Origin of the sequence: Sphaerotilus uruguayifluvii (genome assembly GCF_013294065.1) — a bacterium.
In the GTDB taxonomy this organism is placed as follows: domain Bacteria; phylum Pseudomonadota; class Gammaproteobacteria; order Burkholderiales; family Burkholderiaceae_C; genus Sphaerotilus; species Sphaerotilus uruguayifluvii.
The window spans coordinates 19,890-43,469 of sequence record NZ_JABSNM010000029.1 but is presented as its reverse complement, the minus strand read 5'-3'; the positions used below and the strand labels follow the sequence as shown (position 1 = coordinate 43,469).

General features: G+C 72.2%; 27 protein-coding genes and 1 pseudogene. 8 read left to right on the top strand and 20 right to left on the bottom strand.

Annotated features, from left to right (window positions below):
• Positions 1-91 precede the first annotated feature (91 nt).
• Positions 92-925: a TOBE domain-containing protein gene (locus tag HNQ01_RS20995; RefSeq protein WP_173807467.1), complete on the bottom strand. Its 834-nt coding sequence runs from the start codon at positions 923-925 to the stop codon at positions 92-94.
• 68 nt (positions 926-993) lie between these two features.
• On the opposite strand from HNQ01_RS20995, the gene HNQ01_RS20990 reads away from it, so the two are divergent.
• The gene (locus HNQ01_RS20990; RefSeq protein ID WP_173807466.1) at positions 994-1,809 is read left to right on the top strand and encodes an amino acid kinase family protein; all 816 of its coding nucleotides are present in this window, start codon (positions 994-996) and stop codon (positions 1,807-1,809) included.
• Positions 1,810-1,827: 18 nt separating this feature from the next.
• On the top strand, positions 1,828-2,655 hold the full coding sequence (locus HNQ01_RS20985; protein WP_173807465.1) for an amino acid kinase family protein: 828 nt from the start codon (positions 1,828-1,830) through the stop codon (positions 2,653-2,655).
• Here HNQ01_RS20985 and modD read toward each other — a convergent pair.
• The 11 genes from modD to pdxR all read right to left on the bottom strand — a co-directional run bounded on the left by modD (position 2,627) and on the right by pdxR (position 10,974).
• Positions 2,627-3,520, bottom strand: a complete 894-nt coding sequence (gene modD, locus HNQ01_RS20980; protein ID WP_173807464.1) for a ModD protein — start codon at positions 3,518-3,520, stop codon at positions 2,627-2,629. The genes HNQ01_RS20985 and modD overlap by 29 nt on opposite strands.
• A complete protein-coding gene (locus tag HNQ01_RS20975) occupies positions 3,517-4,332 on the bottom strand; it encodes an ATP-binding cassette domain-containing protein (RefSeq protein ID WP_173807463.1) in 816 nt (271 codons plus the stop codon). The genes modD and HNQ01_RS20975 overlap by 4 nt, the downstream gene beginning before the upstream one ends.
• Before the next feature lie 16 nt (positions 4,333-4,348).
• Complete coding sequence (gene modA, locus HNQ01_RS20970) at positions 4,349-5,134, bottom strand: molybdate ABC transporter substrate-binding protein (protein WP_173807462.1); 786 nt, start codon at positions 5,132-5,134, stop codon at positions 4,349-4,351.
• 44 nt (positions 5,135-5,178) lie between these two features.
• Positions 5,179-5,865 (bottom strand): molybdate ABC transporter permease subunit, encoded by a 687-nt coding sequence (modB, locus tag HNQ01_RS20965; protein WP_173807461.1) that lies wholly within the window; start codon positions 5,863-5,865, stop codon positions 5,179-5,181.
• Between the two features lie 81 nt (positions 5,866-5,946).
• Positions 5,947-6,348, bottom strand: a complete 402-nt coding sequence (locus HNQ01_RS20960) for a nitrogen fixation protein NifQ (RefSeq protein ID WP_173807460.1) — start codon at positions 6,346-6,348, stop codon at positions 5,947-5,949.
• Positions 6,349-6,351: 3 nt separating this feature from the next.
• Positions 6,352-6,660 carry a ferredoxin III, nif-specific gene (gene fdxB / locus HNQ01_RS20955; protein ID WP_173807459.1) on the bottom strand — a complete coding sequence of 103 codons (309 nt, stop codon included), beginning with the start codon at positions 6,658-6,660 and terminating at the stop codon, positions 6,352-6,354.
• Positions 6,657-6,863, bottom strand: coding sequence for a CCE_0567 family metalloprotein (locus tag HNQ01_RS20950; RefSeq protein ID WP_173807458.1), 207 nt, complete (start codon positions 6,861-6,863; stop codon positions 6,657-6,659). The genes fdxB and HNQ01_RS20950 overlap by 4 nt, the downstream gene beginning before the upstream one ends.
• Positions 6,856-7,371, bottom strand: a complete 516-nt coding sequence (locus HNQ01_RS20945; protein WP_173807457.1) for a NifX-associated nitrogen fixation protein — start codon at positions 7,369-7,371, stop codon at positions 6,856-6,858. Before HNQ01_RS20945 ends, HNQ01_RS20950 begins: the two co-directional genes overlap by 8 nt.
• Positions 7,368-7,784: a nitrogen fixation protein NifX gene (gene nifX, locus HNQ01_RS20940; RefSeq protein ID WP_173807456.1), complete on the bottom strand. Its 417-nt coding sequence runs from the start codon at positions 7,782-7,784 to the stop codon at positions 7,368-7,370. Before nifX ends, HNQ01_RS20945 begins: the two co-directional genes overlap by 4 nt.
• Positions 7,785-7,831: 47 nt before the next feature.
• On the bottom strand, positions 7,832-9,286 hold the full coding sequence (nifN, locus tag HNQ01_RS20935) for a nitrogenase iron-molybdenum cofactor biosynthesis protein NifN (protein WP_173807455.1): 1,455 nt from the start codon (positions 9,284-9,286) through the stop codon (positions 7,832-7,834).
• A 200-nt stretch (positions 9,287-9,486) separates the two neighbouring features.
• Positions 9,487-10,974, bottom strand: a complete 1,488-nt coding sequence (gene pdxR, locus HNQ01_RS20930) for a MocR-like pyridoxine biosynthesis transcription factor PdxR (RefSeq protein WP_173807454.1) — start codon at positions 10,972-10,974, stop codon at positions 9,487-9,489.
• A gap of 114 nt (positions 10,975-11,088) precedes the next feature.
• Between pdxR and HNQ01_RS20925 the strand changes: the two genes are divergently transcribed.
• From HNQ01_RS20925 to HNQ01_RS20910, 4 genes are all read left to right on the top strand, one after another.
• Positions 11,089-11,748: a pyridoxamine 5'-phosphate oxidase family protein gene (locus tag HNQ01_RS20925; protein WP_173807453.1), complete on the top strand. Its 660-nt coding sequence runs from the start codon at positions 11,089-11,091 to the stop codon at positions 11,746-11,748.
• 82 nt (positions 11,749-11,830) lie between these two features.
• The gene (locus HNQ01_RS20920; RefSeq protein ID WP_173807452.1) at positions 11,831-12,349 is read left to right on the top strand and encodes a glutathione peroxidase; all 519 of its coding nucleotides are present in this window, start codon (positions 11,831-11,833) and stop codon (positions 12,347-12,349) included.
• A gap of 55 nt (positions 12,350-12,404) precedes the next feature.
• Positions 12,405-12,815 (top strand): DUF4870 family protein, encoded by a 411-nt coding sequence (locus tag HNQ01_RS20915; protein ID WP_173807451.1) that lies wholly within the window; start codon positions 12,405-12,407, stop codon positions 12,813-12,815.
• Positions 12,816-13,059: 244 nt separating this feature from the next.
• A complete protein-coding gene (locus tag HNQ01_RS20910; RefSeq protein ID WP_173807450.1) occupies positions 13,060-13,818 on the top strand; it encodes a hypothetical protein in 759 nt (252 codons plus the stop codon).
• Positions 13,819-13,845: 27 nt separating this feature from the next.
• Here the strand turns inward: HNQ01_RS20910 and HNQ01_RS20905 are convergent, their stop codons facing one another.
• The 5 genes and pseudogenes from HNQ01_RS20905 to nifE form a co-directional block, all read right to left on the bottom strand.
• Positions 13,846-14,784: a phosphotransferase enzyme family protein gene (locus HNQ01_RS20905; RefSeq protein ID WP_173807449.1), complete on the bottom strand. Its 939-nt coding sequence runs from the start codon at positions 14,782-14,784 to the stop codon at positions 13,846-13,848.
• Positions 14,777-15,220, bottom strand: coding sequence for a peptide-methionine (R)-S-oxide reductase MsrB (gene msrB / locus HNQ01_RS22245; protein WP_273468827.1), 444 nt, complete (start codon positions 15,218-15,220; stop codon positions 14,777-14,779). Before msrB ends, HNQ01_RS20905 begins: the two co-directional genes overlap by 8 nt.
• Positions 15,221-15,256: 36 nt before the next feature.
• A pseudogene (msrA, locus tag HNQ01_RS22240) lies at positions 15,257-15,766 on the bottom strand (peptide-methionine (S)-S-oxide reductase MsrA); the annotation flags it as partial.
• Positions 15,767-15,872: 106 nt separating this feature from the next.
• Positions 15,873-16,601 (bottom strand): hypothetical protein, encoded by a 729-nt coding sequence (locus tag HNQ01_RS20895; protein WP_286181050.1) that lies wholly within the window; start codon positions 16,599-16,601, stop codon positions 15,873-15,875.
• Positions 16,602-16,631: 30 nt separating this feature from the next.
• On the bottom strand, positions 16,632-18,077 hold the full coding sequence (nifE, locus tag HNQ01_RS20890) for a nitrogenase iron-molybdenum cofactor biosynthesis protein NifE (protein WP_173807446.1): 1,446 nt from the start codon (positions 18,075-18,077) through the stop codon (positions 16,632-16,634).
• Between the two features lie 122 nt (positions 18,078-18,199).
• Here nifE and HNQ01_RS20885 point away from each other — a divergent pair, with 122 nt between their 5' ends.
• The gene (locus HNQ01_RS20885; protein WP_173807445.1) at positions 18,200-19,090 is read left to right on the top strand and encodes a LysR substrate-binding domain-containing protein; all 891 of its coding nucleotides are present in this window, start codon (positions 18,200-18,202) and stop codon (positions 19,088-19,090) included.
• A gap of 197 nt (positions 19,091-19,287) precedes the next feature.
• A complete protein-coding gene (locus tag HNQ01_RS20880) occupies positions 19,288-20,949 on the top strand; it encodes an L-lactate permease (RefSeq protein WP_173807444.1) in 1,662 nt (553 codons plus the stop codon).
• A 46-nt stretch (positions 20,950-20,995) separates the two neighbouring features.
• On the opposite strand, the gene HNQ01_RS20875 is transcribed toward HNQ01_RS20880, so the two are convergent.
• The 3 genes from HNQ01_RS20875 to HNQ01_RS20865 form a co-directional block, all read right to left on the bottom strand.
• The gene (locus HNQ01_RS20875; RefSeq protein ID WP_217427636.1) at positions 20,996-22,531 is read right to left on the bottom strand and encodes a methyl-accepting chemotaxis protein; all 1,536 of its coding nucleotides are present in this window, start codon (positions 22,529-22,531) and stop codon (positions 20,996-20,998) included.
• A 154-nt stretch (positions 22,532-22,685) separates the two neighbouring features.
• Complete coding sequence (locus HNQ01_RS20870) at positions 22,686-23,177, bottom strand: hypothetical protein (RefSeq protein ID WP_173807442.1); 492 nt, start codon at positions 23,175-23,177, stop codon at positions 22,686-22,688.
• 22 nt (positions 23,178-23,199) lie between these two features.
• Entirely contained in the window at positions 23,200-23,520 is a 321-nt protein-coding gene (locus HNQ01_RS20865; RefSeq protein WP_173807441.1) for a hypothetical protein, read from the bottom strand.
• Positions 23,521-23,580: the final 60 nt, after the last annotated feature.

Sequence of the window (23,580 nt, the reverse complement as noted above, 5' to 3'; positions counted from 1 at the left end):
CGCAAGCTCGTGACCATGCTCAACGCCATGGTCAAAACCAACAAACCTTGGGACACATCGCTTCACGGCGCTTGACTCGAAAGACGGTTACTCAGACCATGCGCGCCAGCATCACGCTGTCGGCCTGGAAGCAGGCCAGCAGCGGCCGGTCCGGGCGGGCATCCAGCCGGGCGAGACCCGCATCGGAGACCGTCGCAGCGAGCTGCAGGGAGCTGCCGTCGAGCTGCAGCACCACCTCCGAACGGACCGGACCGCGCTGCACCCTCGCCACGCGGCCGGCGTAGCAGTTGCAGACCGACAGGCAGGGATGCGCCGGATCGGCCAGCACGACGCAGGAAGACTTCACCAGCGCATGCACCTCCTGGCCGGGCGCCAGCCCGAGCCGCCGGCTCGAGTCGGCGGTCACCACCGCCGCCATCGGCAGGCCGTGGCCCAGGTCGAGCTCGACCAGCGCCTCGATGCCGTCGCTGCGGACCGCACGGACCGTGCCGACGAACTGGTTGCGTGCGCTCGACTGCATCGACAGGCGCCGCAGCACGCGGCGCAGCTCGTCGACATCGTCGCAGTCGTGATGCGCCTGCATCGTGTGGCGCAGCTGCTCCAGCGTGCGCTGGTGCTCGGCCTCGAAGGCGCGGTAGAAGGCGACCAGGCGGCGGCCCTGCTCGGTCAGGAGGCTGCCGCCGCCGCGCGCACCTCCGGCCGAGCGCAGCACCAGCGGCTGCCCGGCCATGTTGTTGATGTCGTCGACCGACTCCCAGGCCGCCTTGTAGGCGATCCCGACCGCCCGTGCCGCCCGCGCGATCGAGCCATGCCGATCGATCGCCTCCAGCAGCTCGACACGCTGCAGGCCCAGCCAGGGACCGGTCGCGGTATCAAGCCGGACATGGGAGCGCAGGGCACCGAGGGTGGAGCTGGACAGCGGCATGGCGTTGGGCTGGATTAGGGAAAACGCTTGATCGCAGGATGCGGAGCATGTCACGAGGAAAGGACCCCATGCCCACTCCGACCCCGGCTGAACTCGAATCGCTGCTGATGCAGCGGTCCCTGACCGACACGCAGCTGCTCGAGGCGGCACGCGCGGCAGCGGACTTCCGCATCCTTCCCGACGCCACCGTCCTCAAGGTCGGCGGCCAGAGCCTGATCGACCGCGGCCGCGCCGCGGTGCTGCCGCTGGTCGACGAGATCGTCGCGGCCCGGCGCGACCATCCGCTGCTGATCGGCACCGGCGCCGGCACGCGGGCGCGCCACCTGTACTCGATCGCCGCCGGCCTGAACCTGCCCGCCGGCGTGCTGGCCCAGCTCGGCGCCTCGGTGGCGGACCAGAACGCGGCGATGCTCGGCCAGCTGCTGGCGCGCCACGGCGTCTCGGCGGTCGACGGCGCGGGCCTGTCGGCGGTGCCGCTGTACCTGGCCGAGGTGCGTGCGGTGGTCTTCAGCGGCATGCCGCCGTACAAGCTGTGGATCCGCCCGGCCGCCGAGGGCGTCATCCCGCCCTACCGCACCGACGCCGGCTGCTACCTGGTGGCCGAGCAGTTCGGCTGCCGCGCGATGATCTACGTGAAGGACGAGGACGGCCTGTACACCGCCAATCCGAAGACCGAGCGCCATGCCACCTTCATCCCGAGGATCTCGGTCGACGAGATGAAGGCCCGCGGCCTGCAGGACTCGATCCTGGAGTTCCCGGTGCTCGACCTGCTGCAGTCGGGCCGCCATGTGCGTCAGGTGCAGGTCATCAACGGCCTGGTGCCCGGCAACCTGACCCGGGCGCTCGCCGGCGAACCGGTCGGCACGATCATCACCGCGGACTGATCCGCAGGACACCGCATCATGACGCAGAGCTCCATCAAGCATGTTTCCTCCCCGCTGGCCCGGCAGACGCTGCAGGACGGCGCGCTGACCCGCCCGGTGGCCGGCGTGCGCCCGATCCGCATGCTGCCCTGGCTGCAGGTCGTCAAGATCGGCGGCCGCTCGATCATGGACCGCGGCGCCGAGGCGATCCTGCCGATCGTCGACGAGATCCGTCGCCTGCTGCCGGAGCACCGGCTGCTGATCCTGACCGGCGCGGGCATCCGCGCGCGCCATCTCTACGGCGTCGGCCTGGACCTGGGCCTGCCGGTGGGCTCGCTGGCACCGCTGGCGGCCAGCGAGGCCGGCCAGAACGGCCACATCCTGGCCTCGCTGCTGGCGCCCGAAGGCGTGTCCTACGTCGAGCATCCGACCATCGCCAACCAGCTCGCGATCCATCTGGCCGCCACCCGCGCGGTGGTCGGCAGCGCCTTCCCGCCCTACCACCACCACGAGTTCCCCGGCGACCGCATTCCGCCGCACCGGGCCGACACCGGCGCCTTCCTGCTGGCCGATGCGCTCGGCGCGGCCGGCCTGACGATCGTCGAGGACGTCGACGGCATCTGCACCGTCGACCCGAAGGGCCCGGAGGGCGCGCAGGCTCAGCTGCTGGCCGAGGTCGATGCCGCGGCGCTGGCCGCACACGCCGGCCCGCTGCCGGTCGACCGTGCCCTGCCCGAGGTGATGGCCAACGCACGTCATCTCGAGCAGGTGCAGATCGTCAACGGTCTGGTGCCGGGCCGCCTGACGGCCGCGCTGCGCGGGCGCCACGTCGGCACGATCATCCGCAGCGGCCTGCGGCCGCTGTGACGTCCGCGACGGCCGCCGGGCCGATGCGCACCCGCACGTCGGCCGGCGGCGCGAAGTAGGGTGCCGAGCTGACCAGCAGGTCGGCTCCGGCGGCGGCGAAGGCCAGCGCGTTGTCGAGCGTCACCCCGCCGGCCGGCGCCAGCCGCGACCCCAGCCCCTCGGCGTGCAGCCGCGCCTTCAGTGCCGCGAGCCGCGCCGGATCGAAGCGCTCGAGCTGCAGCACGTCGACCCCCAGGCGCGCCAGCGCAAGCGCCTCCTCCTCGTCGCCCGTCTCGACGACCAGGCGCTTTTCCGGCTGAGCCTGGCGCAGCGCCTGCAGCCGTGCGGCCAGCATGCCGGGCGGCAGCAGGGCGCGGTGCTCGGGAAACACCAGCAGCGTCTCGGACAGCCCGAGGCGGTGCATGACGCCGCCGCCGGCCTGCACCGCCTCGGCCGCCAGCCAGCGCGTGCCCGGAAAGCTCTTGCGGGTGCAGGCCAGCGGCGTCGCGAAGCCAGCCTCGCGGAGCCGGCGCACGATCGCCGCGGTCGCGCCGGCGATGCCCGAGCAGGCCTCGACCAGCGTCTGCGCGCTTTTCCAGCCCAGCAGCACGCCCGCGGCCGGCCCCTGCCCGTCCAGCAGCACCGCACCGGCGGCGACCGCCTCGCCGCTGGACACCGGACGCACCACCGCGACTCCGCAGAGCTGCAGCATGCGCGCGGCCGCCTCGATGCCGGCCACCGTCATCGCCCCGCGCGCCTCGAAGCGGATCGTGGCCGCCTCGTCGCCCAGCGCCAGGCCGCGGGTGGTCAGGTCGCCGTGCGGCGCGTCCTCGAGCAGCAGCGCGCGCAGTGCCTCGTCGTGCAGGCCGGCACTCGGCGCACTCATCGCGGCAGCTCCGCGCACCCCGGATGCACCACCGGCAGCCCGAGCAGATGCCGCAGGCCGCGCGCCCGCGCCGCGTCGGCCAGCGGCGGCACGGGCGGCGCCAGGGCCTCGCGCGCAATGTCGCGCCGCTCGCCGCGGCGCAGGTCGACTTCGCGCACCACCTGGCCGGCCTCGATGACGAAGGCCTGGTCGGCGAGCGCGGCGACGTCGTCGATGTCGTGCGTGATGATCAGCATCGGGATGCCCAGACGCGCACGCACCGCGGCGATCTCCTGGCGCAGGCTGGCGCGCAGCGACGGATTCAGCGCCGAGAACGGCTCGTCGAGCAGAAGCAGGCGCGGCTCGCGCGCCAGCGCCCGCGCCAGCGCGACGCGCTGACGCTGGCCGCCCGACAGCGCCGCCGGCCGGGCCCCGGCCAGGTCCTGCAGGCCGAAGCTCTCGAGCAGCGCATCGACCCGGCGTGCCTGCCGCGGCTGCAGCCGCGGCCGCCACCAGTGCGTCAGCCCGAAGGCGATGTTCTGGCGCACCGTCAGGTGCGGGAACAGCGCATGTTCCTGGAACAGGTAGCCGACCTGGCGCTCGGCCACCGGCAGGTCGATGCCCGCCGCGGCATCGAACAGCGTGCGCCCGCCCACGCGCACATGGCCGGCCGCCGGACGCAGCAGCCCGGCCACCGCCTGCAGCGTCATCGTCTTGCCGGCACCGGACGGGCCGTAGAGCGCCACCACCGGCGCGTCGCTGGCAAAGCGCACCGACAGGTCGAAGCGACGCGTCGCGTCCGACACCCCGAGCCGCAGGTCGACGTCGATCATGCTGGCGCCCCTCGCCTCACGGCCTGCCGAAGCCCGCCCGGGCCAGCGCCGCCTGGGCTTCCGCCCCCAGCAGGAAGCCGAGGAAGTCCCCCGCCAGCGCCTTCTGCCGCCCCTCGGCGACCAGCGCGGCCGGATAGCGCACCGGATCGTGGCCCTCGACGCGCGTCACCACGCGCACCCTGTCGGCCATGACCGCCGCATCGGTGGCGTAGACGAAGCCGGCGTCGACCTCGCCGCGTGCGACGTAGTCGAGCACCTGGCGCACGCTGTCGGCGAAGACCACCTTGGGCTCCAGCGCCATCCACAGCCTCGCCTTCTCCAGCGACTGGCGCGCATAGCGCCCGGCCGGCACCGAGGCCAGCTTGCCGAGGGCGATCCGCTGCACCGCCGCGGTGCCCAGATCGGCCAGCGCCCCCACCTTCGGCGCGCCCTCCTTCGGCACGACCAGCACGACCTGGTTGGCGGCGATGTCGCGCCGCGAGCCGGCGTCGAGCAGCTTCTGCTCGATGCCTCGCGCCATCGTCTCCTCGTCGGCGCTGATGAAGACATCGACCGGCGCGCCTTGCGCGATCTGCTGGATCAGCACGCCGGAGGCGGCGAAGTTGAACTGCAGCTTCACGCCGGGACGCGCCGCCTCGAACTTCGGCGCCAGTTCCCTGAGCACGTTCGTCAGGCTGGCCGCGGCCGACACGGTCAGCGTCTGCGCGCGCGCCGGAGCGGACAGGGCCACCGTGGCCAGGCCCAGCAGGGCCGCGCCGGCCCAGCGGACCAGATGTCGACGGGAGGACAGGAAAGCGCTCATCGGAACATCTCCTTGAAACCGGGGAAATCCATGTTCATCCATGTTCACGCGGCTCGGCCGAACAGCCGGTTCGACAGCAGCAGCACCGCCACCGACAGCGCCGAGGTGATCAGCACCAGCGCCGCGGCGGTGTCGTCGTCGCCGGCCTGCACCGCGTCGTAGATCGCCATCGACAGGGTCTGCGTGCGCCCCGGAATGGAGCCCGCCACCATCAGCGAGGCACCGAACTCGCCCATCGCCCGCGCGAACGCCAGCAGCGTGCCGGCCAGGATGCCCGGCGCCGCCAGCGGCAGCGTCACCCGGACGAACACCGCCCAGCGCGACTGGCCCAGCGTGCAGGCCGCGGCCTCGAGCGTGCGGTCGACGCCGGCGAAGGCCGCGCTCGCCGACTTCAGCACCAGCGGCAGCGCCACCACCGTCGAGGCCAGCACCGCGCCATGCCACGAGAAGACGATCGAGTAGTCGAAGTGCTCGCGCAGCCAGCCCCCGACCAGGCTGCGCCGGCCCATCAGCAGCAGCAGGCCGTAGCCGATCACCGTCGGCGGCAGCACCAGCGGCAGCATGCACAGCGCCTCCAGCAGCCCCCGCCCCGGCAGCCGGGTGCGCGCCACCAGCCAGCCCAGCGCCATGCCGGCCAGCCAGGCCAGCAGCGTCGCGACGCCGGCCACCCGCAGCGACAGCCACAGCGGCGCGGCCCCGGGGCCGGAAAGCAGCGACAGCGGATCGATCATGGCGCACGGTCGTTATGTTGTCTGCACTATAGCGAAAGTCGAGCAAGATCCGGACCGGTCTGTGCCGATCCGGTCAGGACCTCACTCCTCGGGGCCGAAGCAGGCTGCGTGGTCGCTGCAGACCGCGCAGCTCGGCGCGCGGCAGGCGTGGATCTCGGCGCGCTCGCACAGCTGCTTGTAGAAGAACTTCTTCCACTTCATGTCGCCGGTGTTCTTCGCGGCGAGCGCCGGGAACCAGCGGCGCAGCAGGACTCCGAGCTCGACGCGGCTGGCCAGCTGCAGGTCCTGCCACAGGTGGTCGTCGCCCAGGCAGGCCAGCGCGACGATGCCGGCGACCTCGGCGCGGTCGGCGCCCGAGCCGACGCCGGGATCGGCATGCTCGAGCAGCAGGCTGCTCACCTCCTCGATCTCGTCGGCGCGCAGCGCCTGGCGGCGCAGCAGCTCCGGCGTCGGCACGAACATCAGCAGCGGCCGGTCACCCATGGCTCAGACCTCGACCGCGCCGTGCGTGTAGCACTTCTTCGGGCAGATCTTCGAGCAGGCGGTGCAGCCGATGCACAGCTCGCCCTTGGCGATGGTCATGACCTTCTTCTCGTACTCCTCGTCGTCGTCATCGGCGTCGAGGTCGACGCTGATGCGCTCGCCGTCCTCGGTCAGGCCGACGAGCTCGAGCACGCCGCGCGGGCAGACCTTGAAGCAGCGCCCGCAGCCGATGCACTTGGCCTCGTCGAGCGACTGCACGAACTGCGGCGTCCAGGTGGCGCCGCTCGGAAGGGTGACGGAATAGGTGCTCATGATGCGGCAGCCTGGGCGTCGGCCAGCGACTTGCGCGCCGCGACCAGCGCGGCATGGGCGTCGTGGGCGGTTCGGGCGACATCGAGGATCCTTTCCCAGTTCGTGGGCAGTTCCTCGGACAGATCGTGCAGGTCCATCTTGGCCTGCGTGGCCTTGGCGTTGAGCTTCCTGACCTCGGCCTTGAGGGTGTCGACGTCAGCCATAGGTGGCGACCTCCTTGTATTTCTCGACCATGCCGACGCCTTCGGCGACGAGCTTGTTGCCGGCCTCGGCCAGCTTGGCCAGCGACGCGTAGCCGAAGCGGTGCACGTCGCGCAGGTAGCGGTTGACGACGATGAGCCGGCCGGTGGTCAGCACGCAGCGGCCGAAGCCCTCGTGGCTCATCTTCATCATCGGGCTGACCATGCAGCCGGTGGCGCGCTCGATGCACAGGCCGATGGCGTTGTGGAACAGGTCCAGGCGCCAGAGCGTCTCCGGGTCCGGGTCGCCCATGATCGGCATGGCCTTGCGCTGCTCGGCGGTGATGATGTAGGGCGCCAGGATCGTCAGGTCGCTCTTGCCTTCCCAGGTGCCGTGGGTGTCCTGGGCGCGCAGCTGCTTGACCAGCTCGCGGATGAAGGTGTCCTTCAGCCAGTCCTCGTCGGGAATGGCCGCGGCAATGGCGGCGGGCTTGTCGGCCACCGGGGTGGCGGTGTCGGTGCTGGTGCTCATGACTTGTTCACTTCCTCGTCGTCCTCGAAATCGAAGCTGCGCTCCTGCCCCTTCATCAGCGCCTTGCGCAGCCACGGCGGCGGGGTGCCCTTGAGGACGTCCTGCAGCTTGTCGAGGATGTCCAGGATGGGTTCGGGCTGGTTGACCTTGACCGGATGGATCTTCGAGGCCACGACCCGCGCCGCCGCCGAGCCGCCGATCGCGGCGACATAGACGATCGCGCAGTCGTGGATCGCGGCCAGCTTCGGCGCGAGCTTGTCCTCGTTGCCGTCCTCGGCGAGGTCCTCGCCGAAGCCGAAGTCCTCGACGAAGTGGTAGCCGCCGGGTCCGATCTCGTAGACCGAGAGGTGCTTGGCCCAGCCGAAGTGCGCGTCGACGCGCTGCTGGTCCTGGGTGGCGAAGGCGATCTTCATCGCGGGACTCCTTGCGTCAGGGGTGGGCGGGAAAGGGGCGCGGCCGCTCAGGCGCTGGCCTCGGCGACGTGGTCGGCGGCCGGTGGCGGACGCTGCAGCCGCGGGATGTGCGCCGGCAGGTGCGCCTCGGCCGGCGGGCCGCCGACCTGCGCCACCGCCGCCAGCGAGGCCGCCGGCAGCGGCCAGTCGCCGGGACCGTGGTGGGCGATCTGCTCCATCAGCAGGTTGCCGACCGCGTAGACGAAGCTGCGCGTGCCGCGGTAGCCGACATGCACGACATGGGCGTTGCCGATGCGGTCGAACATCGGGATGCCGAGGCGGAACAGCGGCCTGCCCAGGCGCTCGGACGCCTGGCGGCCGTGCGAGTGCGTCATCAGCAGGTCGGCGTCGGCCGCCTGCGCCAGGCGCTCCAGATCCTCCAGGTCGCCGATCAGCACCTCGCCGGCAGGCATCTTCGCCAAGAGCGGCGAATGCGTCGTCGTCACGCAGGCCACCAGCTCGGCGCCCATCTCGACCAGGAAGCTGCCGGCCGACCACAGCAGGTCCGGCTCGGCGCCCAGCGCGATGCGCACGTTGCCGAAGTGGAAATGGCCGTCGAGCATCGCGTCGACCAGCTGGCTGCGCTGGCGGCGCAGCTTCGCCGGCACCGGCCGGCCCGACAGGCGCGCGAGTTCCACGATCAGCGCATCGGTCGCGGCCAGCCCGGTCAGGCGGTCGAACAGCGTGAACGGCACGCCGCACTGCGCCTGCAGCCGCTCGGCGGCCGGGCGCATCTGCTCGCCGAAGGCCAGGGCGTGCTGCGCCGAGCCCAGCGCGCGCAGCTGCCGCAGCGGCGTGCCGCCCAGCGTGGTGCCGAGCCAGTCCTCGGGAATGTGGCCGTCGAGCGAGCCGGCCACGTCGGGCACGACCCAGGGCTCCAGCCCGAAGGACTCGACGATCTCGCGCAGCTCCTCGACGTCGCCGGGCGAGAGGTGGCAGCCCGGCAGCAGCGCGACGCGTCCCGGCACGGTGGCCAGGCCCGGCTCGGCCAGCGTGCGCACGATCGCCTCGACCGCGCGGGCCCAGCCGTCCTGGAAGGCGCCGACATAGTCGGGCGTGCTGACGTAGACCAGCGCGGTGTCGCCGAGCGCCTCGGCGTGCTTCTGGCGGATCAGCTTCAGGTAGCCCTCGACGTCGTCGCCCTTGGTCTCGGTCAGGCCGGTCGAGCAGATCGCGATCACCTGCGGCTTCGTGCGGCTGCGGATGTTGAGCACCGCCTTCTCGACGTTGTCGAAGCCGCCCATGATGGTGGTGGCTTCGTTCATCGCGGTGGTCTGCAGCGGGATCGCCTCCTTGAAGTGGCGCACCAGCAGCACCAGGCCGAACGAGGTGCAGCCCTGCGAGCCGTGCATGACCGGCATGCAGCTCTCCAGCCCCATGAAGGCGTAGCTGGCGCCGAGCGGCTGGCTCATCTTCAGCGGGTTGACCGCGCAGGACTTCTTCGATTCGGTGACGAGGGCCATGAAGGACTCCGATCGCTGCGTTGCCCCCTCGTCAGTGCAGGATCGGTGCCAGCGCGGCCGCGTGCCCGGCGGACCGCGGAAATGTCTTTTCCGACAAGGACTTGCACGATCGGCGCGGGCTCCACCGGCTCGCGGCGCCGATTGGCGGGTTTGGCACAAAAGCGCCGAAAGCCGCCTCGAGAGCGGAGAGCGCCGCGGGCTCAGTCTCCGAGGAAGGCCCGCGCCAGCCGCTCGACCGCGCCGTCGATCAGCGCGTCCGGCGTGGCACCGTAGCCCAGCACCAGGCCCTGCTCGGGCATCGATCCGGCAGCAGTCGGTGCCATCCGGAATCGTCCCAGCGGCTGCGCGGCCACGCCCAGCGCCTGCGCACGCGCCGCCACGCCGGCCTCGTCCGGCGCGCCGGTCCAGGCCAGCAGCAGGTGCAGGCCGGCGTCGCCGCCGCGGATCGTCAGCCGCGCGGCCGGCGGCGCGTGCGCCAGCAGGTGGCGCTGCAGCGCCGCGCACAGCCGGTCGCGGCGCCCGGCGTAGAGCGTGCGCATGCGGCGCAGGTGCACGGTGTGGCGGCCGCGCTCGAGAAAGTCGGCCAGCGCGCGCTGCTCGATGCCCTGCCCCGGCCGGGTCAGCCGGCCGGCGGCGCGGGCGAAGTCGGCCGCCAGCGCCGCCGGCACGACCAGACAGCCCAGGCGCAGCGTCGGCAGCAGCGTCTTCGAGAAGGTCAGCGCGTGCACCACCGGCGCGTGCGGCTGCAGCGCGGCCAGCGCCGGCAGCGCGGTGCCGGCGCGCCAGAACTCGCTCTCGTAGTCGTCCTCGATGATCCAGGCGCCGGCGGCGCGCGCCCGCTCGACCAGCGCCAGCCGGCGCGCCAGCGGCATCACCGCGCCGGTCGGGAACTGGTGCGCGGGCGTGACGAAGATCAGCCGCGGCGGGTGCCGCGTCCAGTCCAGCTCGGACGGCGCCAGCCCGTCGGCGTCGACCGGCACCGGATGCACCCGCAGCCCGGCCAGCGCGAAGGCGGTGCGCGCGCCGCCGTAGCCGGGATCCTCGACCCAGGCGGTGTCGCCCTCGTCGGCCAGCAGCCGCGCGCACAGGTCCAGCGCACCCTGCGTGCCGGAGGTGACCACCACCTGCTCCGGCGCCAGCGCCATGCCGCGCCGCCCCGACAGCCAGCCCGCCAGCGCCGCGCGCAGCACCGGCTCGCCGCCCGGCGGCGCATAGCCGAGCTGGCGGGCGCCGGCCTGGCGCCAGGCGCGGTCCAGGCTGGCGCGCCAGGCGCGCAGCGGAAAGGACGCCAGATCCGGCACGCCCAGCGCCAGCGGCAGCAGCGACAGGTCGCCGGTGCCCTGCCCGGCCTCGGCCAGCGCCTGCGCGGCCCGGCGCGACAGGCCCGGTCCGGCCGGCGCGGCCGCCCTCGCCTCGTCCGCCACCGGCAGCGCCGCGACCCGGGTGCCATGACGGTCGGCCTGCAGATAGCCCTCGGCCTGCAGCTGCGCGTAGGCATGCAAGACGGTGTTGCGCGCCACGCCCAGCATCGGCGCCAGCCCCCGGCTGGCCGGCAGCCGCGCGCCGGCCCGCAGCACGCCGCGCAGGATCAGGCCGCGCAGATGCTCATGCAGCGCCCGCTGGCGCGGCAGGCCCGGCGGCCAGCGCAGATCGGACAGCGGGGACAGCTCGGACGGATCGACGGACATCGGTGGCTCCATGCAGGCACATCACGGTGGATCTCGTCATGGAGCCACCGGGCACCTATCGTGCCACCGCGAACCGATCTTCCGAAGAACCCTTGCCCCTGGAGCCGCCCCCGCATGGCCACCCCGAACGCCGCCCCGTCCGAACGCACCCGCGTGCGCCGCCTGCCCGACCGCGCCCGCTACGACGCCGAGAGCCTCGCGGCGATCGTCGATGCCGCGTGGATCGCGCATGTCGCCTTCCCGCTCGACGGCGGCGTGCACAGCATCCCGACCGCCGTCTGGCGCGAAGGCGATCATCTCTACATCCACGGTGCCAAGGCCTCGCGCATGCTCAAGGCGCTGACCGAGGCGGAGTGCTGCGTCAGCCTGGCGATCCTCGACGGCCTGGTGCTGGCGCGCTCGGCCTTCCACCACTCGATGAACTTCCGCTCGGTGGTGGTCTACGGCCGCTTCGAGATCGTCGTCGACGCCGCGCACAAGGCTGCCGCGCTGCAGGCCTTCACCGACCGCGTCTCGCCAGGCCGCTGGGCCACGCTGCGGCCGATGACCGACAAGGAGATGGGCGCCACCACGGTGCTGCGGCTGTCGCTGGCCGAGGCCTCGGCCAAGGTGCGCACCGGCGGCCCGAAGGACGACGACGAGGACCTCGCCTGGCCGACCTGGGCCGGCGTCGTGCCGCTGTCGCTGCAGGCCGGCGCGCCGCAGGCCGAGCCCGACAGCGCGGTCGACACGCCCCCGCCGCTGCCGGACAGCCTGGCGCCGTCGGCCGGCTGACCGTCGCCACGCCGCCCCGCTGCCGACAGGGAGGTGCGGACCGGGCGATGATCTCTGCCCCGTCCACCTGCCCTGTCCGACCATGTCCGCCTCCCGCACCTCCCTCGATCCCGCCGAACTCGACGCCGTGCCGCTGCAGCGGCTCGACGGCCGCGCCGCCACGCTGGGCGACTTCGCCGGCCAGGCGCTGCTGATCGTCAACGTCGCCAGCCGCTGCGGCTTCACGCCGCAGTACGACGGGCTGGAGGCGCTGCACCGGCGCTGGCAGGCGCGCGGCTTCGCGGTGCTGGGCTTCCCGTGCAACCAGTTCGGCCAGCAGGAGCCGGGCGACGCGGCCGAGATCGCCTCGTTCTGCCGGCTCTCGCACGACGTGAGCTTCCCGATGTTCGCCAAGATCGAGGTCAACGGGCCGGGCACGCATCCGCTCTACCGCCACCTGAAGCAGGCCGCGCCCGGCCTGCTCGGCACCGAGGCGATCAAGTGGAACTTCACCAAGTTCCTGCTCGACGCCGAGCACCGCGTCGTGCGCCGCTTCGCGCCGACCGACACGCCGCAGTCGCTGGAGGCCCACATCGAGCCGCTGCTGCCCCGCCCGGCCTGAGGGGCGCACGCGATCGATGCAGAATGGGCAGGAAGTCACACGAAGGAGCCTGCCCATGAGCGTCATCATCGTCGACGACAACCCCGACGGCCAGCGCCGCACGCTGCACGTCATCTACGCGCTGCATGCCTTCGGTCTGGGCCTGGGCGCCTTCGGCGCGGCCAGCGTCGTCGGCTCCTTCCTGTTCGGCTGGCCGTCGATCATCGCGGTGGTGCTGAGCTACCTGCAGCGCGACAAGGTGCGCGGCACCTGGATGGCCTCGCATGTGGAATGGACCATCTCGACCTTCTGGATCGCGCTGGGCTGGTCGCTCGCGGTACTGCTGCTGTCCCTCGTGCTGATGCCCTTCCTGATCGGCTTCGCGACGCTGCCGCTGGGCATGTTCCTGCTCGGCGTCTGGGCGATCTACCGCATCGCACGCGGCTGGCTGCGCCTCAGGGACGGCCTGGAGATGCCCCGGGAATGACAGCGGGCTGACGCCGGCCTGACCCGGCGGCGCCGGCAGCCGCCCCGTGTCGCCCCGGCCCCACGGCCGCGGGCGCGCAGATGATCTGCATCGCGGCCGGCCTTGCGGCGCGCGAAAACTTTCTTCATAAACCTGATACCGGATCGTTTCACGGCGGATGCCGCGGCGCTCCGGACCGTCCGGCGCCGGGCTCCGGCCCCTGGAAGCGCCGGGGCGAACGACCGACACGTCAGGGAATGAAGACATGACAGCAGCTTGGATGCGCCGCACGGGCGCGATCGCGATCGCCGGTGCCGCGCTGGCGGCCTTGAGCGCCTGCGGCGGCGGCGGGGGTGGCGACGAGACAGCGAGCCCGCAGGGCTACTGGTACGACGACACGACGATCGGGGTCGTCACCTCCGACAACGAGTTCTGGAGCCTGCGCACCGGCGGCACCGAGCTGGTGCTGAGGCACGGTACGCTGGCGACCTCCGGTCACAGCTTCTCGGGCGTGCTGGACGATTTCCTGATCTCGGCCGCCGGCAAGACCAGCGTGAGCACCTCGGGCACCTTCGTGCCGCGCAGCAGCCTCGGCGGCAGCTCGACCAGCGCCAGCGGCGCAACCAGCGCCTACACGCTGCGCTACGACAGCACCTACGAGCAGGCGGCCACGCTGGCGAAGGCGGCCGGCTCCTGGCAGGCCATGCTGGTCAGCGGAAACCTCACGCACCAGCACACGGGAACGGTCGCCAGCGACGGCAAGCTGACGATGACCAGCCGCAGCTGGATCACCGGCTCGTCGCCGTCGGGCACCGGCTGCACGCTCACCGGCACGCTGACGCCGGATCCGGCCGGCGGCAACTTCTTCCGCATCGCCGGCCAGTTCGGCACGAGCGGCTGCAAGGCCCCGAACGCCAGCGTGCGGGGCCTGGTCACCGTGAGCACGAGGAACGGCACCTCGGTGATGACCGGCGGCGTGCTGTGGAATGGCGAGGGCATGCCGCTCGCGCTGCTGCGAAGCTGAGCCGAGAGCCCCGCCGCGGGCCGGAAATCAGCCGCGCCCGCGCAGCCAGGCCAGCCGGGCCGCCAGCCGCTCGCGCCGGCCGGGCAGGTCCGGCCCCAGCCACGCGGTCCAGGCGACGACGAACAGCGCACGCGCCTCGATGCAGGCGTCCAGCAGCGCCGCGTCGATCGGCGGGCCCCGCTCGCGCCAGCCCGCCAGCGCCGCTTCGGCCCAGGCCTGCTCCGGGCCGCCGAAGATGCGGCCGGCGCCGATCAGCCCGGCCAGATCCCACTCGAGCGGCCCGCGACAGGCGTCTTCCCAGTCGAGCCAGACGCTGGCGGCCGGATCGGCCTGCAGCGCGCGCACGTTGTTGACCTGCGCATCGCCGTGCAGCCACTGCGGCGGCGCCGGGTGGGCTCGCAGCGCGCACGCCAGCGTGTCCAGCCGCGCCAGCAGATCGGCACGCACATCGCCCGGCAGGACGGTCGTCGCCGGACCGGACGGCGCGGTGACCAGCAGGCGCCGGGCCTCGTCGAGCGGCGCCCACGGCTCGGGCACCGCCAGCCCCGGCGCCAGCGCGGCCGGCAGCGTCGCCAGCACCGCATGGCAGGCCGCCAGCGCGCGCCCGGCCTGACGGGCCTCGGGCGGCTGCGACCGCAGGTCCAGCCCGCGCCACAGCGTGATGCGCCAGCCGGCTTCCCTGTGCGGCCCGGCCAGAGTGCCCGGCGCGGGTGCACCGACCGGCGCCCCGCCCGCCTGCAGCGCCTGCGCCAGCGCGATCTCGCGCCGCGCCCAGGCCGGCTCGGCGCGCGGCCCGGCGGTGCCGGTGGCCACCCGCGCGACCCAGGGCGTCGGCTCCAGCGCCAGCACGAGGTTCGAGAAGCGCCCGATCACCCTCGGCCGCACCTCGCCCAGCCCGAGACGCGGCGCCAGCGCCCGGCAGGCGGCCGAGACCTCGGCCTCGACCCCGGCGCCGGCCTCAGGCACCGGCCACGCCCTGCCCGTCCTTCTCCAGCGACAGCGCGTTGATGCAGTAGCGCAGCCCCGAGGGCGGCGGGCCGTCCGGGAAGACATGGCCGAGATGCGCGTCGCAGACCGCGCAGGTGACCTCGACCCGCACCATGCCGTGCGACTCGTCGACATGGCAGGCCACCGCGCGGCCGTCGACCGGCTGGGTGAAGGACGGCCAGCCGGTGCCGCTGTCGAACTTCTCGCCGGCGTCGAACAGCGGCGTGCCGCAGCAGGCGCAGTGGTAGCGCCCGGGCGTGAACAGGCCGCACATCGACGAGCTGAACGGCCGCTCGGTGCCCTTGCGGCGGGTGACGAAATACTGCTCGGGCGTCAGCCGCGCCTGCCAGAAGGCCGGCTCGCGCTCGACGCGGCGCGGCGGCGCGACATTGCCCTCGCGGGCGCGGCGCAGCACCTCGCGCCAGTCGATCAGCGGCGCCGGCTCGGGCTGGCCCGGCTGCGGCAGGCGCCAGTTCGGCCGCACCCAGTGGCAGGTGTAGCCGTCCGGATAGTGCTGCAGATAGTCCTGATGCTCCGGCTCGGCCTGCCAGAAGGGGCCGGCGGCCTTCAGCTCGGTCACCACCGGGCCGGGCCAGCGGCCGGAGGCGTTCACCTCGGCGACGGTGCGCTCGGCGGTCTGGCGCTGCGCCTCGCTCAGCCAGTAGATGCCCGAGCGGTAGGACGGGCCGCGGTCATTGCCCTGGCGGTCCGGCGTCGTCGGGTCATGGATCTGGAAGAAGAACTCCAGCAGCGCGCGGTAGCTCAGCCGCGACGGGTCGAAGACGATCTCGATCGCCTCGGCATGCGTGCCGTGGTGGCGGTAGGTCGCGTGGGGCACGTCGCCGCCGCTGTAGCCCACGCGGGTCGAGACGACGCCGGGCAGATGGCGGATCAGCTCCTGCATGCCCCAGAAGCAGCCGCCGGCGAGGATGGCGGTTTCGGTGGAGGCGGGGGTGTTCATCGGCGGGATTCCTTCGCGTGAGCGCATGACGGACAGGCCCCGAGCGTAGCCAAGGCCGCCTGCGCCTGCGGGGCGCAAGGGTTCTTCCGCGGCGGTGCGGGCAGCTTCACGCTCGGCCAGGTTCGGCGCGATGCCGCCGGATCGCCTCCAGCGAGCCGCGCCCGCTGTGGCGGAGCTGGCTGATGTCGTAGCGGTGCTCGGCGCCGACCGGGCAAGCCAGGCGCGCCACGCAGCCCGACGCGCACGGCGAGCCCTCGGTCAGCCGCTGGCGCTGGCAGGCTTCGATCTCCATGCGGCCGCTGTCGAGCGCCCGGCCGGGGCAGGCCTCGATGCAGCGCCGGTGCGTGCAGGTCGGACAGGGGTGGCCGAGGTCGACGGCGGGCGACGGCGGCAGGCTGGAATCGGTGACGACGGCCGCGCGATAGGCGAACCACGAGCCCCACTGCGCGTCGATGCCGACCATGAACGGCGACGCATGGTGCCAGCCGGCCAGGCTGCCCAGGCGCTGCAATCCCACATGCTGCCCAGGCGGCAGCCCGACCGGATAGACGAAGCGCGCGCTCGTGCCCGGCAGCGCCTCGCGCAGCCAGCGCTCGACGGTGCGCTGGCTGTGCTCGTCGATGGGATGCTCGGCGCCGAGCAGGCCGTCGGCCTGCTGCGCCTGCACGCAGTCCCACAGCCGCCGCCCGGCATGGCCGAACAGCAGCAGCTGCGTCTCGCCGGGCCTCGGGTCCAGGGGCGCAAGCAGATCGGCCGGCAGGTCGGCCAGATTGAAGACATGCTGGCGGTTCAGGCCGGCGTCGTCGAGCAGGTCATGGCGGGGCAGGTTCGGCATGACGGGCATTGTCCCGCCCCGGGCGCACGGTCAGGCCGGCGCGGCCTCCGCCGCCAGCTGCGCCGCGTCGGGCGCGACCAGCAGCGGGTCCATCGCCTCCCACGGCGCCGGCGCCCTCACCTGCTGCCACATCGGGTTGAAGAGCGCCTTGTCGATCTCGGCGATCATCGTGATCATGCCCTCGTAGCCGGCGAAGGCGTGGTGGCGCTCCTGATTGATGTCCATCCAGGGCATGCGCGCCTTCAGCGCCACGAACTGGCTGCGCCCGCCCGACAGCATGATGTCGGCCCGGGCCTCGCGCAGCATCGCGTACATCTGCCGCGGCGTCATGTCGTCGATCATGTGCGCGTCGTCGCCCATGATCTCCTTGATCTTCTCCTTGTCTTCCTTGGTGGACTTCTTCACCGAGGTGCCGACCACCTCCAGCCCGGCCTCCTGCAGCGCGCTGACGACCGACCAGCTCTTCACGCCGCCGGTGATCAGCAGCACGCGCTTGCCGGCCAGGCGCTCGCGGTAGGCGCGGATGCGTTCCCAGGCGCGCGCCTCCTCGGCGGCGATCAGCGCCTCGGTGCGGTCCTTCAGGTCGGCCGGTGCGCCCTGCTCGACCAGCAGCCGCGCGATCTCGCGCAGCGTCGTGCTCATGTCGCTGATGCCGTAGAAGGAGCCCTCGAAGTACGGGATGCCCCAGCGCTGCTGCATCTTCGTGGCGATGTTGATCATCGACTTCGAGCACACCATCATGTTGGCGCGCGCGCGGTGCGCCGAGGCGACCTCGCGGTAGCGGCCGTCGCCCGAGATGCACGACAGGACGCGCACGCCCAGCGCGTCGAGCAGCGGCTTGACCTGCCACAGCTCGCCCGACAGGTTGTACTCGCCGATGATGTTGATGTCGTAGGGCGTCGTGCGCTCCGGCTCCATCGTGCCGACGACATAGTCCAGCAGCGCCTCGGCGCCGAGCTTGTTGCCCAGGTTCTTCGGGCCGGCGAAGCCGGGCGCGTTGACCGGAATGACCGGCTTGCCGAACTTCTCGGTGGCTCGCCGGCACACCGCCTCGATGTCGTCGCCGATCAGGCCGGTCACGCAGGTCTGGTAGACGAAGACGGCCGGCGGGTCGACCTTGTCGACGATCTCGCGGATGGCCTTGAACAGGCGCTTCTCGGCTCCGTAGATGACGTCGAACTCGTTGATGTCGGTGGTGAAGCCGGTGCGGTAGGTCGTCGGGCCGCTGCTGGCCGAATGCCGGTTGTCCCAGGAGTTGCCCTCGCAGGCGATCGGGCCGTGGACCAGGTGGGCGACGTCGACGATGGGCTGCAGCGCGATCTTGGCGCCGTCGAAGGCGCAGCCGCCGGCGGCGGCCCCCGGCGTGAGCTGCTTGGTGCAGCCCTTCTTGCGCTCCTTCTCGCTCTTGGCCTGGTTCTTGTCGCAGCCGGGCTCGTCGAAGACATCGGCGATCTTGGCCTTCAGCGAAGCGGACATGGCAAACCTCCGTGGCGGATGACGGGGCAGGTGCAGCAGGTTCCGGGCCATGCGCCGGCGTGTCGGGAATGGCGGGAACGCGCCAATGCCGCCCGGCGGCGCGGCGCGTCACAATCGGTTCCATGTCGTCCTCGCCCGCCCGCATTCCGCCGATCCAGTGCCTGCTGACCTTCGAGGCGGTGGCGCGCCTGCGCAGCGCCACGCTGGCGGCCGACGAGCTCAGCGTCACGCCCAGCGCGGTCAGCCACCGGCTGCGCCAGCTCGAGGCGCTGGTCGGGCTGAAGCTGTTCAGCCGCCAGGACTTCGGCCTGACCACCGAGGGCGCGCACTATCTCGCGCAGGTGCGCATCGGCCTGCAGGCGCTGCGCCAGCTGCCCGGCCACAGCCCGCAGGAGAAGCGCCTGACGCGGCTGCGGCTGGCGGTGCCGCCGACCTTCTCGCGCCAGATGCTGCTGCCGCGGCTGGCGCTGTTCCGCAGCCAGTTCCCGGACGTGGAGCTGTCGATGCAGGTGGCCATCCCGCTGCTCGACGTCACCGCCGAGGAGGCCGACCTGGAAATCCGCTTCGGCATCGGCGGCTATGCCGACGTCGAGGAGCTGCGCCTGCTCGACGACGAGATCACGCCGGTGTGCAGCCCGGACTACCTGCGCGAGGCCGGCCCCTTCGACGGCTTCGACACGCTCGAGCAGGTGCAGTCCGCGCAGCTCATCCGCACGCCGCTCGAACCCTGGGGCACCTGGTTCCGCCACTGCGGCATCGCGCTGCCCGAGCCGGACGCCGGCGCGCAGTTCAACGACGCCGGCCTGGTGTTCGACGCCGCGGCCAGCGGCTTCGGCGTGTCGCTGCAGCGCCTGAAGCTGGGCGCGGCCTGGATCGAGAGCGGCCGCGTGGTGCGGCTGTCGCGGCAGTCGGTGCCCTCGCCCAACAGCCACTTCATCTGCTGGAAGCCCGGCACGCTCAAGCGCTGGGAATGCGCCGCCTTCGTCGAGTGGCTGCGCGAGGCGCTGCGCTGATGCCGCCGCCGCCACGGCTCCCGAACATCACGTAGACAGCACCACTTAGGGTCCAACCCTGTGACCGTGCGCGGGCTGAAATTTCATCAATCCGCGCCACAACAACCCTCAGCCAGCACCGCCCCGCCCGTCGATAGATTCCGCGCCAGCCGATTTTTCCCCAACTCTCTTCGCTCGCGCGCCAAGGACTCTCCGACATGGTCTGGCAACAGGTCTACGACCCCTTCCACAACATGGTCCTCTCCACGCTGGTCGCCATCATTCCGGTGGCGGTCATGCTCGTGGGGCTGGGCTTTCTCCATCTGAAGGCGCACGTCGCCGCCGCCGCCGGTCTGGCCGCCTCCATCATCGTGGCCGTCTTCGGCTTCGGGATGCCCGCGGGCCTGGCCGGCAACGCCGCCTTCTACGGCGGCCTGGTCGGCCTGCTGCCGATCGGCTGGATCGTGCTCAACATCATCTTCCTGCACCGCCTGACGGAGCTGAACGGCTCGTTCAAGGTGCTGCAGGACTCGATCGCCGGCATCACGCAGGACCGCCGCCTGCAGCTGCTGCTGATCTCCTTCAGCTTCGGCGCGTTCTTCGAGGGCGCGGCCGGCTTCGGCACGCCGGTGGCGGTGACCGCCTCGATCCTGATCGGCCTGGGCTTCTCGCCGCTGGCCGCCTCGGGCCTGAGCCTGATCGCCAACACCGCGCCGGTGGCTTATGGCGCGCTGGGCACGCCGGTGATCACGCTGGCCAAGGTGCACGGCTACGACCTGATGGCGGTGTCGGGCATGATCGGCCGCCAGCTGCCCTTCTTCTCGATGCTGGTGCCGTTCTGGCTGATCTGGGCCTTCGCCGGCCGCAAGGCGATGTGGGAGATCTGGCCCGCGCTGGTCGTCACCGGCCTGAGCTTCGCGATCCCGCAGTTCCTGGTGTCGAACTACATCGGCCCGGAGCTGGTCGACGTGATCGCCGCGGTCAGCTCGATGGTCTGCCTGGTGCTGTTCCTGCGCGTCTGGAAGCCCAGGACCATCTGGACCTCGGTCTCGCTGAAGGGCCATGACCACGACGCGGGCGAAGCCAAGGCGCCGGTCGCACCGAAGAAGCACCCGATCGACGCGGTGCTGCGCGCCTGGCTGCCGTGGGCGATCCTGACGGTCTTCGTGTTCGTCTGGGGCCTGCCGGAAGTCAAGAAGTTCTGGAACGGCGTCTGGGCGCCGGCCTTCCCGATCGAGGGCCTGCACAACATGATCGAGAAGATGCCGCCGGTGGTGCGCGAGCCGCACAAGGAGACGGCCGTCTACACGCTGGCGCTGCTGTCGACCACCGGCACCGGCATCCTGCTGTCGGCGCTGATCGGCGGCCTGATCATGGGCTTCGGTCCGATCGAGCTGGTCCGCACCTTCTTCAAGACCATCTGGATGGTGCGCTACTCGCTGCTGACCATCGTGCTGATGCTCGGCCTGGGCAACGTCACCCGCTACTCGGGCACCGACACGACGCTGGGCCTGGCCTTCGCCAACACCGGCGTGCTCTACCCCTTCTTCGGCACGCTGATGGGCTGGATGGGTGTCGCGCTGACCGGCTCGGACACCGCGTCCAACGTGCTCTTCGGCGGCATGCAGAAGGTCGCGGCCGAGCAGCTGGGCCTGAGCCCCAACCTGATGGGCGCGGCCAACTCCTCGGGCGGCGTGATGGGCAAGATGATCGACGCGCAGTCCATCGTCGTGGCCTCGACCGCGACGCGCTGGTTCGACCACGAAGGCGACATCCTGCGCTACGTCTTCTTCCACTCGGTCGCACTGGCCTGCCTGGTGGGCATCTTCGTGACGCTGCAGGCCTACGTGTGGCCGTTCACCACGATGGTGATCCACTGACGCGCCGACAGCGCTGACGCCGTGAGGCGTCCGGGCGCGGCAGGGTTCAGACCCGGAAGCGCTCGACCAGCGCGTGCAGCCGCGCCGCCTCGTCCTGCAGGCTCTCGGCGGCGGCCGCGCTCTCCTCGACCAGCGCGGCGTTCTGCTGCGTCATCTGGTCGAGCTGCGACACCGACAGGTTGATCTGGTCGATGCCGCTGCTCTGCTCGCCCGAGGCGACCTTGATGCTGCCGATCAGCGTCGAGACGCTCTCGACGCTGGCGACGATCTCGCGCATCGTCTCGGCGGCGCTGCCGACCGACTGGCTGCCCTGGCCGACCTTGTCGACCGAGTCGCCGATCAGCGACTTGACCTCGCGCGCGGCCGCCGCCGAGCGCTGCGCCAGGCTGCGCACCTCGCCGGCGACGACCGCGAAGCCGCGGCCCTGCTCGCCCGCCCGCGCGGCCTCCACGGCCGCGTTCAGCGCCAGGATGTTGGTCTGGAAGGCGATGCCGTCGATCACGCCGATGATGTCGGCGATCTTGGCCGAGGACGAGCGGATCGCGCCCATCGTCTGCTCCACCTCCTGCATCAGCGTGCCGCCGCGCTCGGCCACCGAGCGGGCGGTGCCGGCCAGATCGTCGGCCTGGGTGGCGACCTCGGCGCTCTGGCGCACCGTGCCGGCGATCTGCTCCATCGACGAGGCGGTGGCCTGCAGGCTGCTGGCCGCCTGCTCGGTGCGATGGCTCAGGTCGGTGTTGCCGGCGGCGACCTCCTGGCTGGACATCCGGATCGTCTCGCTGGCGCGGCGCACCTGGCCGACCAGATCGCGCAGCGCCTCCTGCATCGCATGCACCGAGCCGGCCAGCTGGGCGATTTCCGAACGCCCGTGCACCGGCACCTCGGAGGCCAGGTCGCCGTCGGCGATGCGTCCGGCGACCTCGCGCAGCACCTCGACCGGGCGCACGATGCTGCGGTTCAGGGCCCAGCCCAGCAGCACCGCCACGACGATGTTGAACAGCGTGATCGAGACGAAGACCGCATGCGCCCGCTCGAGCCGCTGCTGCACGTCCTGGCCGAGCGTCTTCTGCCGCTCGAGCTGCCACGCCACCATCGCGTCGGCGCTGGCGACATAGTCGACCACCGTCCGCTGGAAGGCGTCGGCGCGCTGGCGCACCAGCGTGTCGTCGCCCCGGGCGGCCAGCAGCTGCTCGCGGCCGGCGAGATAGCGCTGCCGCACCTCGGCCAGCCGGGCGCCCAGGCGACGGCCCTCCTCGCTGGTCTCGATCTCCTCGTAGCGCTTCTGGATGACCGTGGTGCGCGCGGTGACCGCCTTGGCCGGATCGGCGAAGTAGCCGGAGACCAGGCCGCTGGCGTCGAGCGCCATCGCCATCGCGCGCGCCGAGTTGGCCACGATGTTCTCGCGCCATTCGCGCGCCAGCGCCAGCCGCTCGCTCTGCTCGCCCTGCAGCACGCTGTTGGCACGGGAGACCGCCGCCAGATTGGTCCAGGTGACGACGGTGGCCAGCACCATCAGCAGCACCATGACCGCGTAGCCCAGCGCCAGCCGGGCCCCGATGCGCCAGTTCTCGAGGAAGTCCATCGTGTCTCGCTCCATGCGCGGCCGGATGGCCGGATACCAGGGCGAGTGTCGGTTCTGCCGGGTATTGCGAATGCCGTGAACAGCGCCGGAAAAACGACTGCCGGCATGCGCCGGCAGTGCAACATTGACCGCGGACAGATCCCGGGACCGGGGCTCAGTGATCGTCGGCCAGCGCCTCGGTGGCGATGAGCTGCTCGCGCAGCGCGTGGCGCGCGCGCCAGCCGCCCGGCGCGTCGAAGAGCGCATCGGCCGCGTCGACCGCCGCCATCGCGACGTCCTCGCTGCCGTAGACGCGCCACTGGCCGCCGCGCGCCTGCAGAGCCGCCAGCCCGGCCTGCAGCGGGCTCACCGCCTGCGCCTGGAAGTGACCGGCGCCGAGCAGGTGGTCGGCGCGGTAGAGCGGCGTGTCCCAGCCGTGCGCGTCGGCCAGGCCGCAGACCGCCGGGCAGGCCTGGCGCGCATCGGGCGACTCCGGCACCCGGTCGGCCAGGTCGAGCAGCTCGCGCGGCGTGGCCACGTCGAACACCTCCCATTCCGGCAGCGCGTCGCCGGCGCAGACCTTGCGCAGGAAATCCAGCTCGCCGTAGGCGAACCACGCCCGGGACTGCGCCGGGCCGGCCTCGGGCACCTCGACCACGAAGATCATCGCGTCTCTCCCGGAGCGGGCGTCACTCGACGCCGTCGTGCATCGCGCGCTGCCAGACGGTGCGGCGCAGCCGCTCCGACACCGCCAGCGGCGAGCCGTCGAAGCGGTCGTGATGCCGGCGCAGCGCCGCCTGCGCCACCGAGGCCTCCGCCAGCGTCAGCGGCAGCCGCCCGGCCATGTGCGAGGCCAGCGGCACGAGGCGCTGGATGGCCTGGCGGTTCGGATGCTCGTCGAGCGCGACGATCTCGTCGGCCTCGGGCCGCCCGTCCAGGCAGACCCAGCCGTCGATGACCTCGACCTTGCGGCCGTCGTTCGTGATCCTGACGAAGGTGGTCTCGTTCATGTCGCAAGCTCCAGGTCGGTCGGAATCGGCAAGGGCCCCGGTCGCCCGGGGCCCGATGCG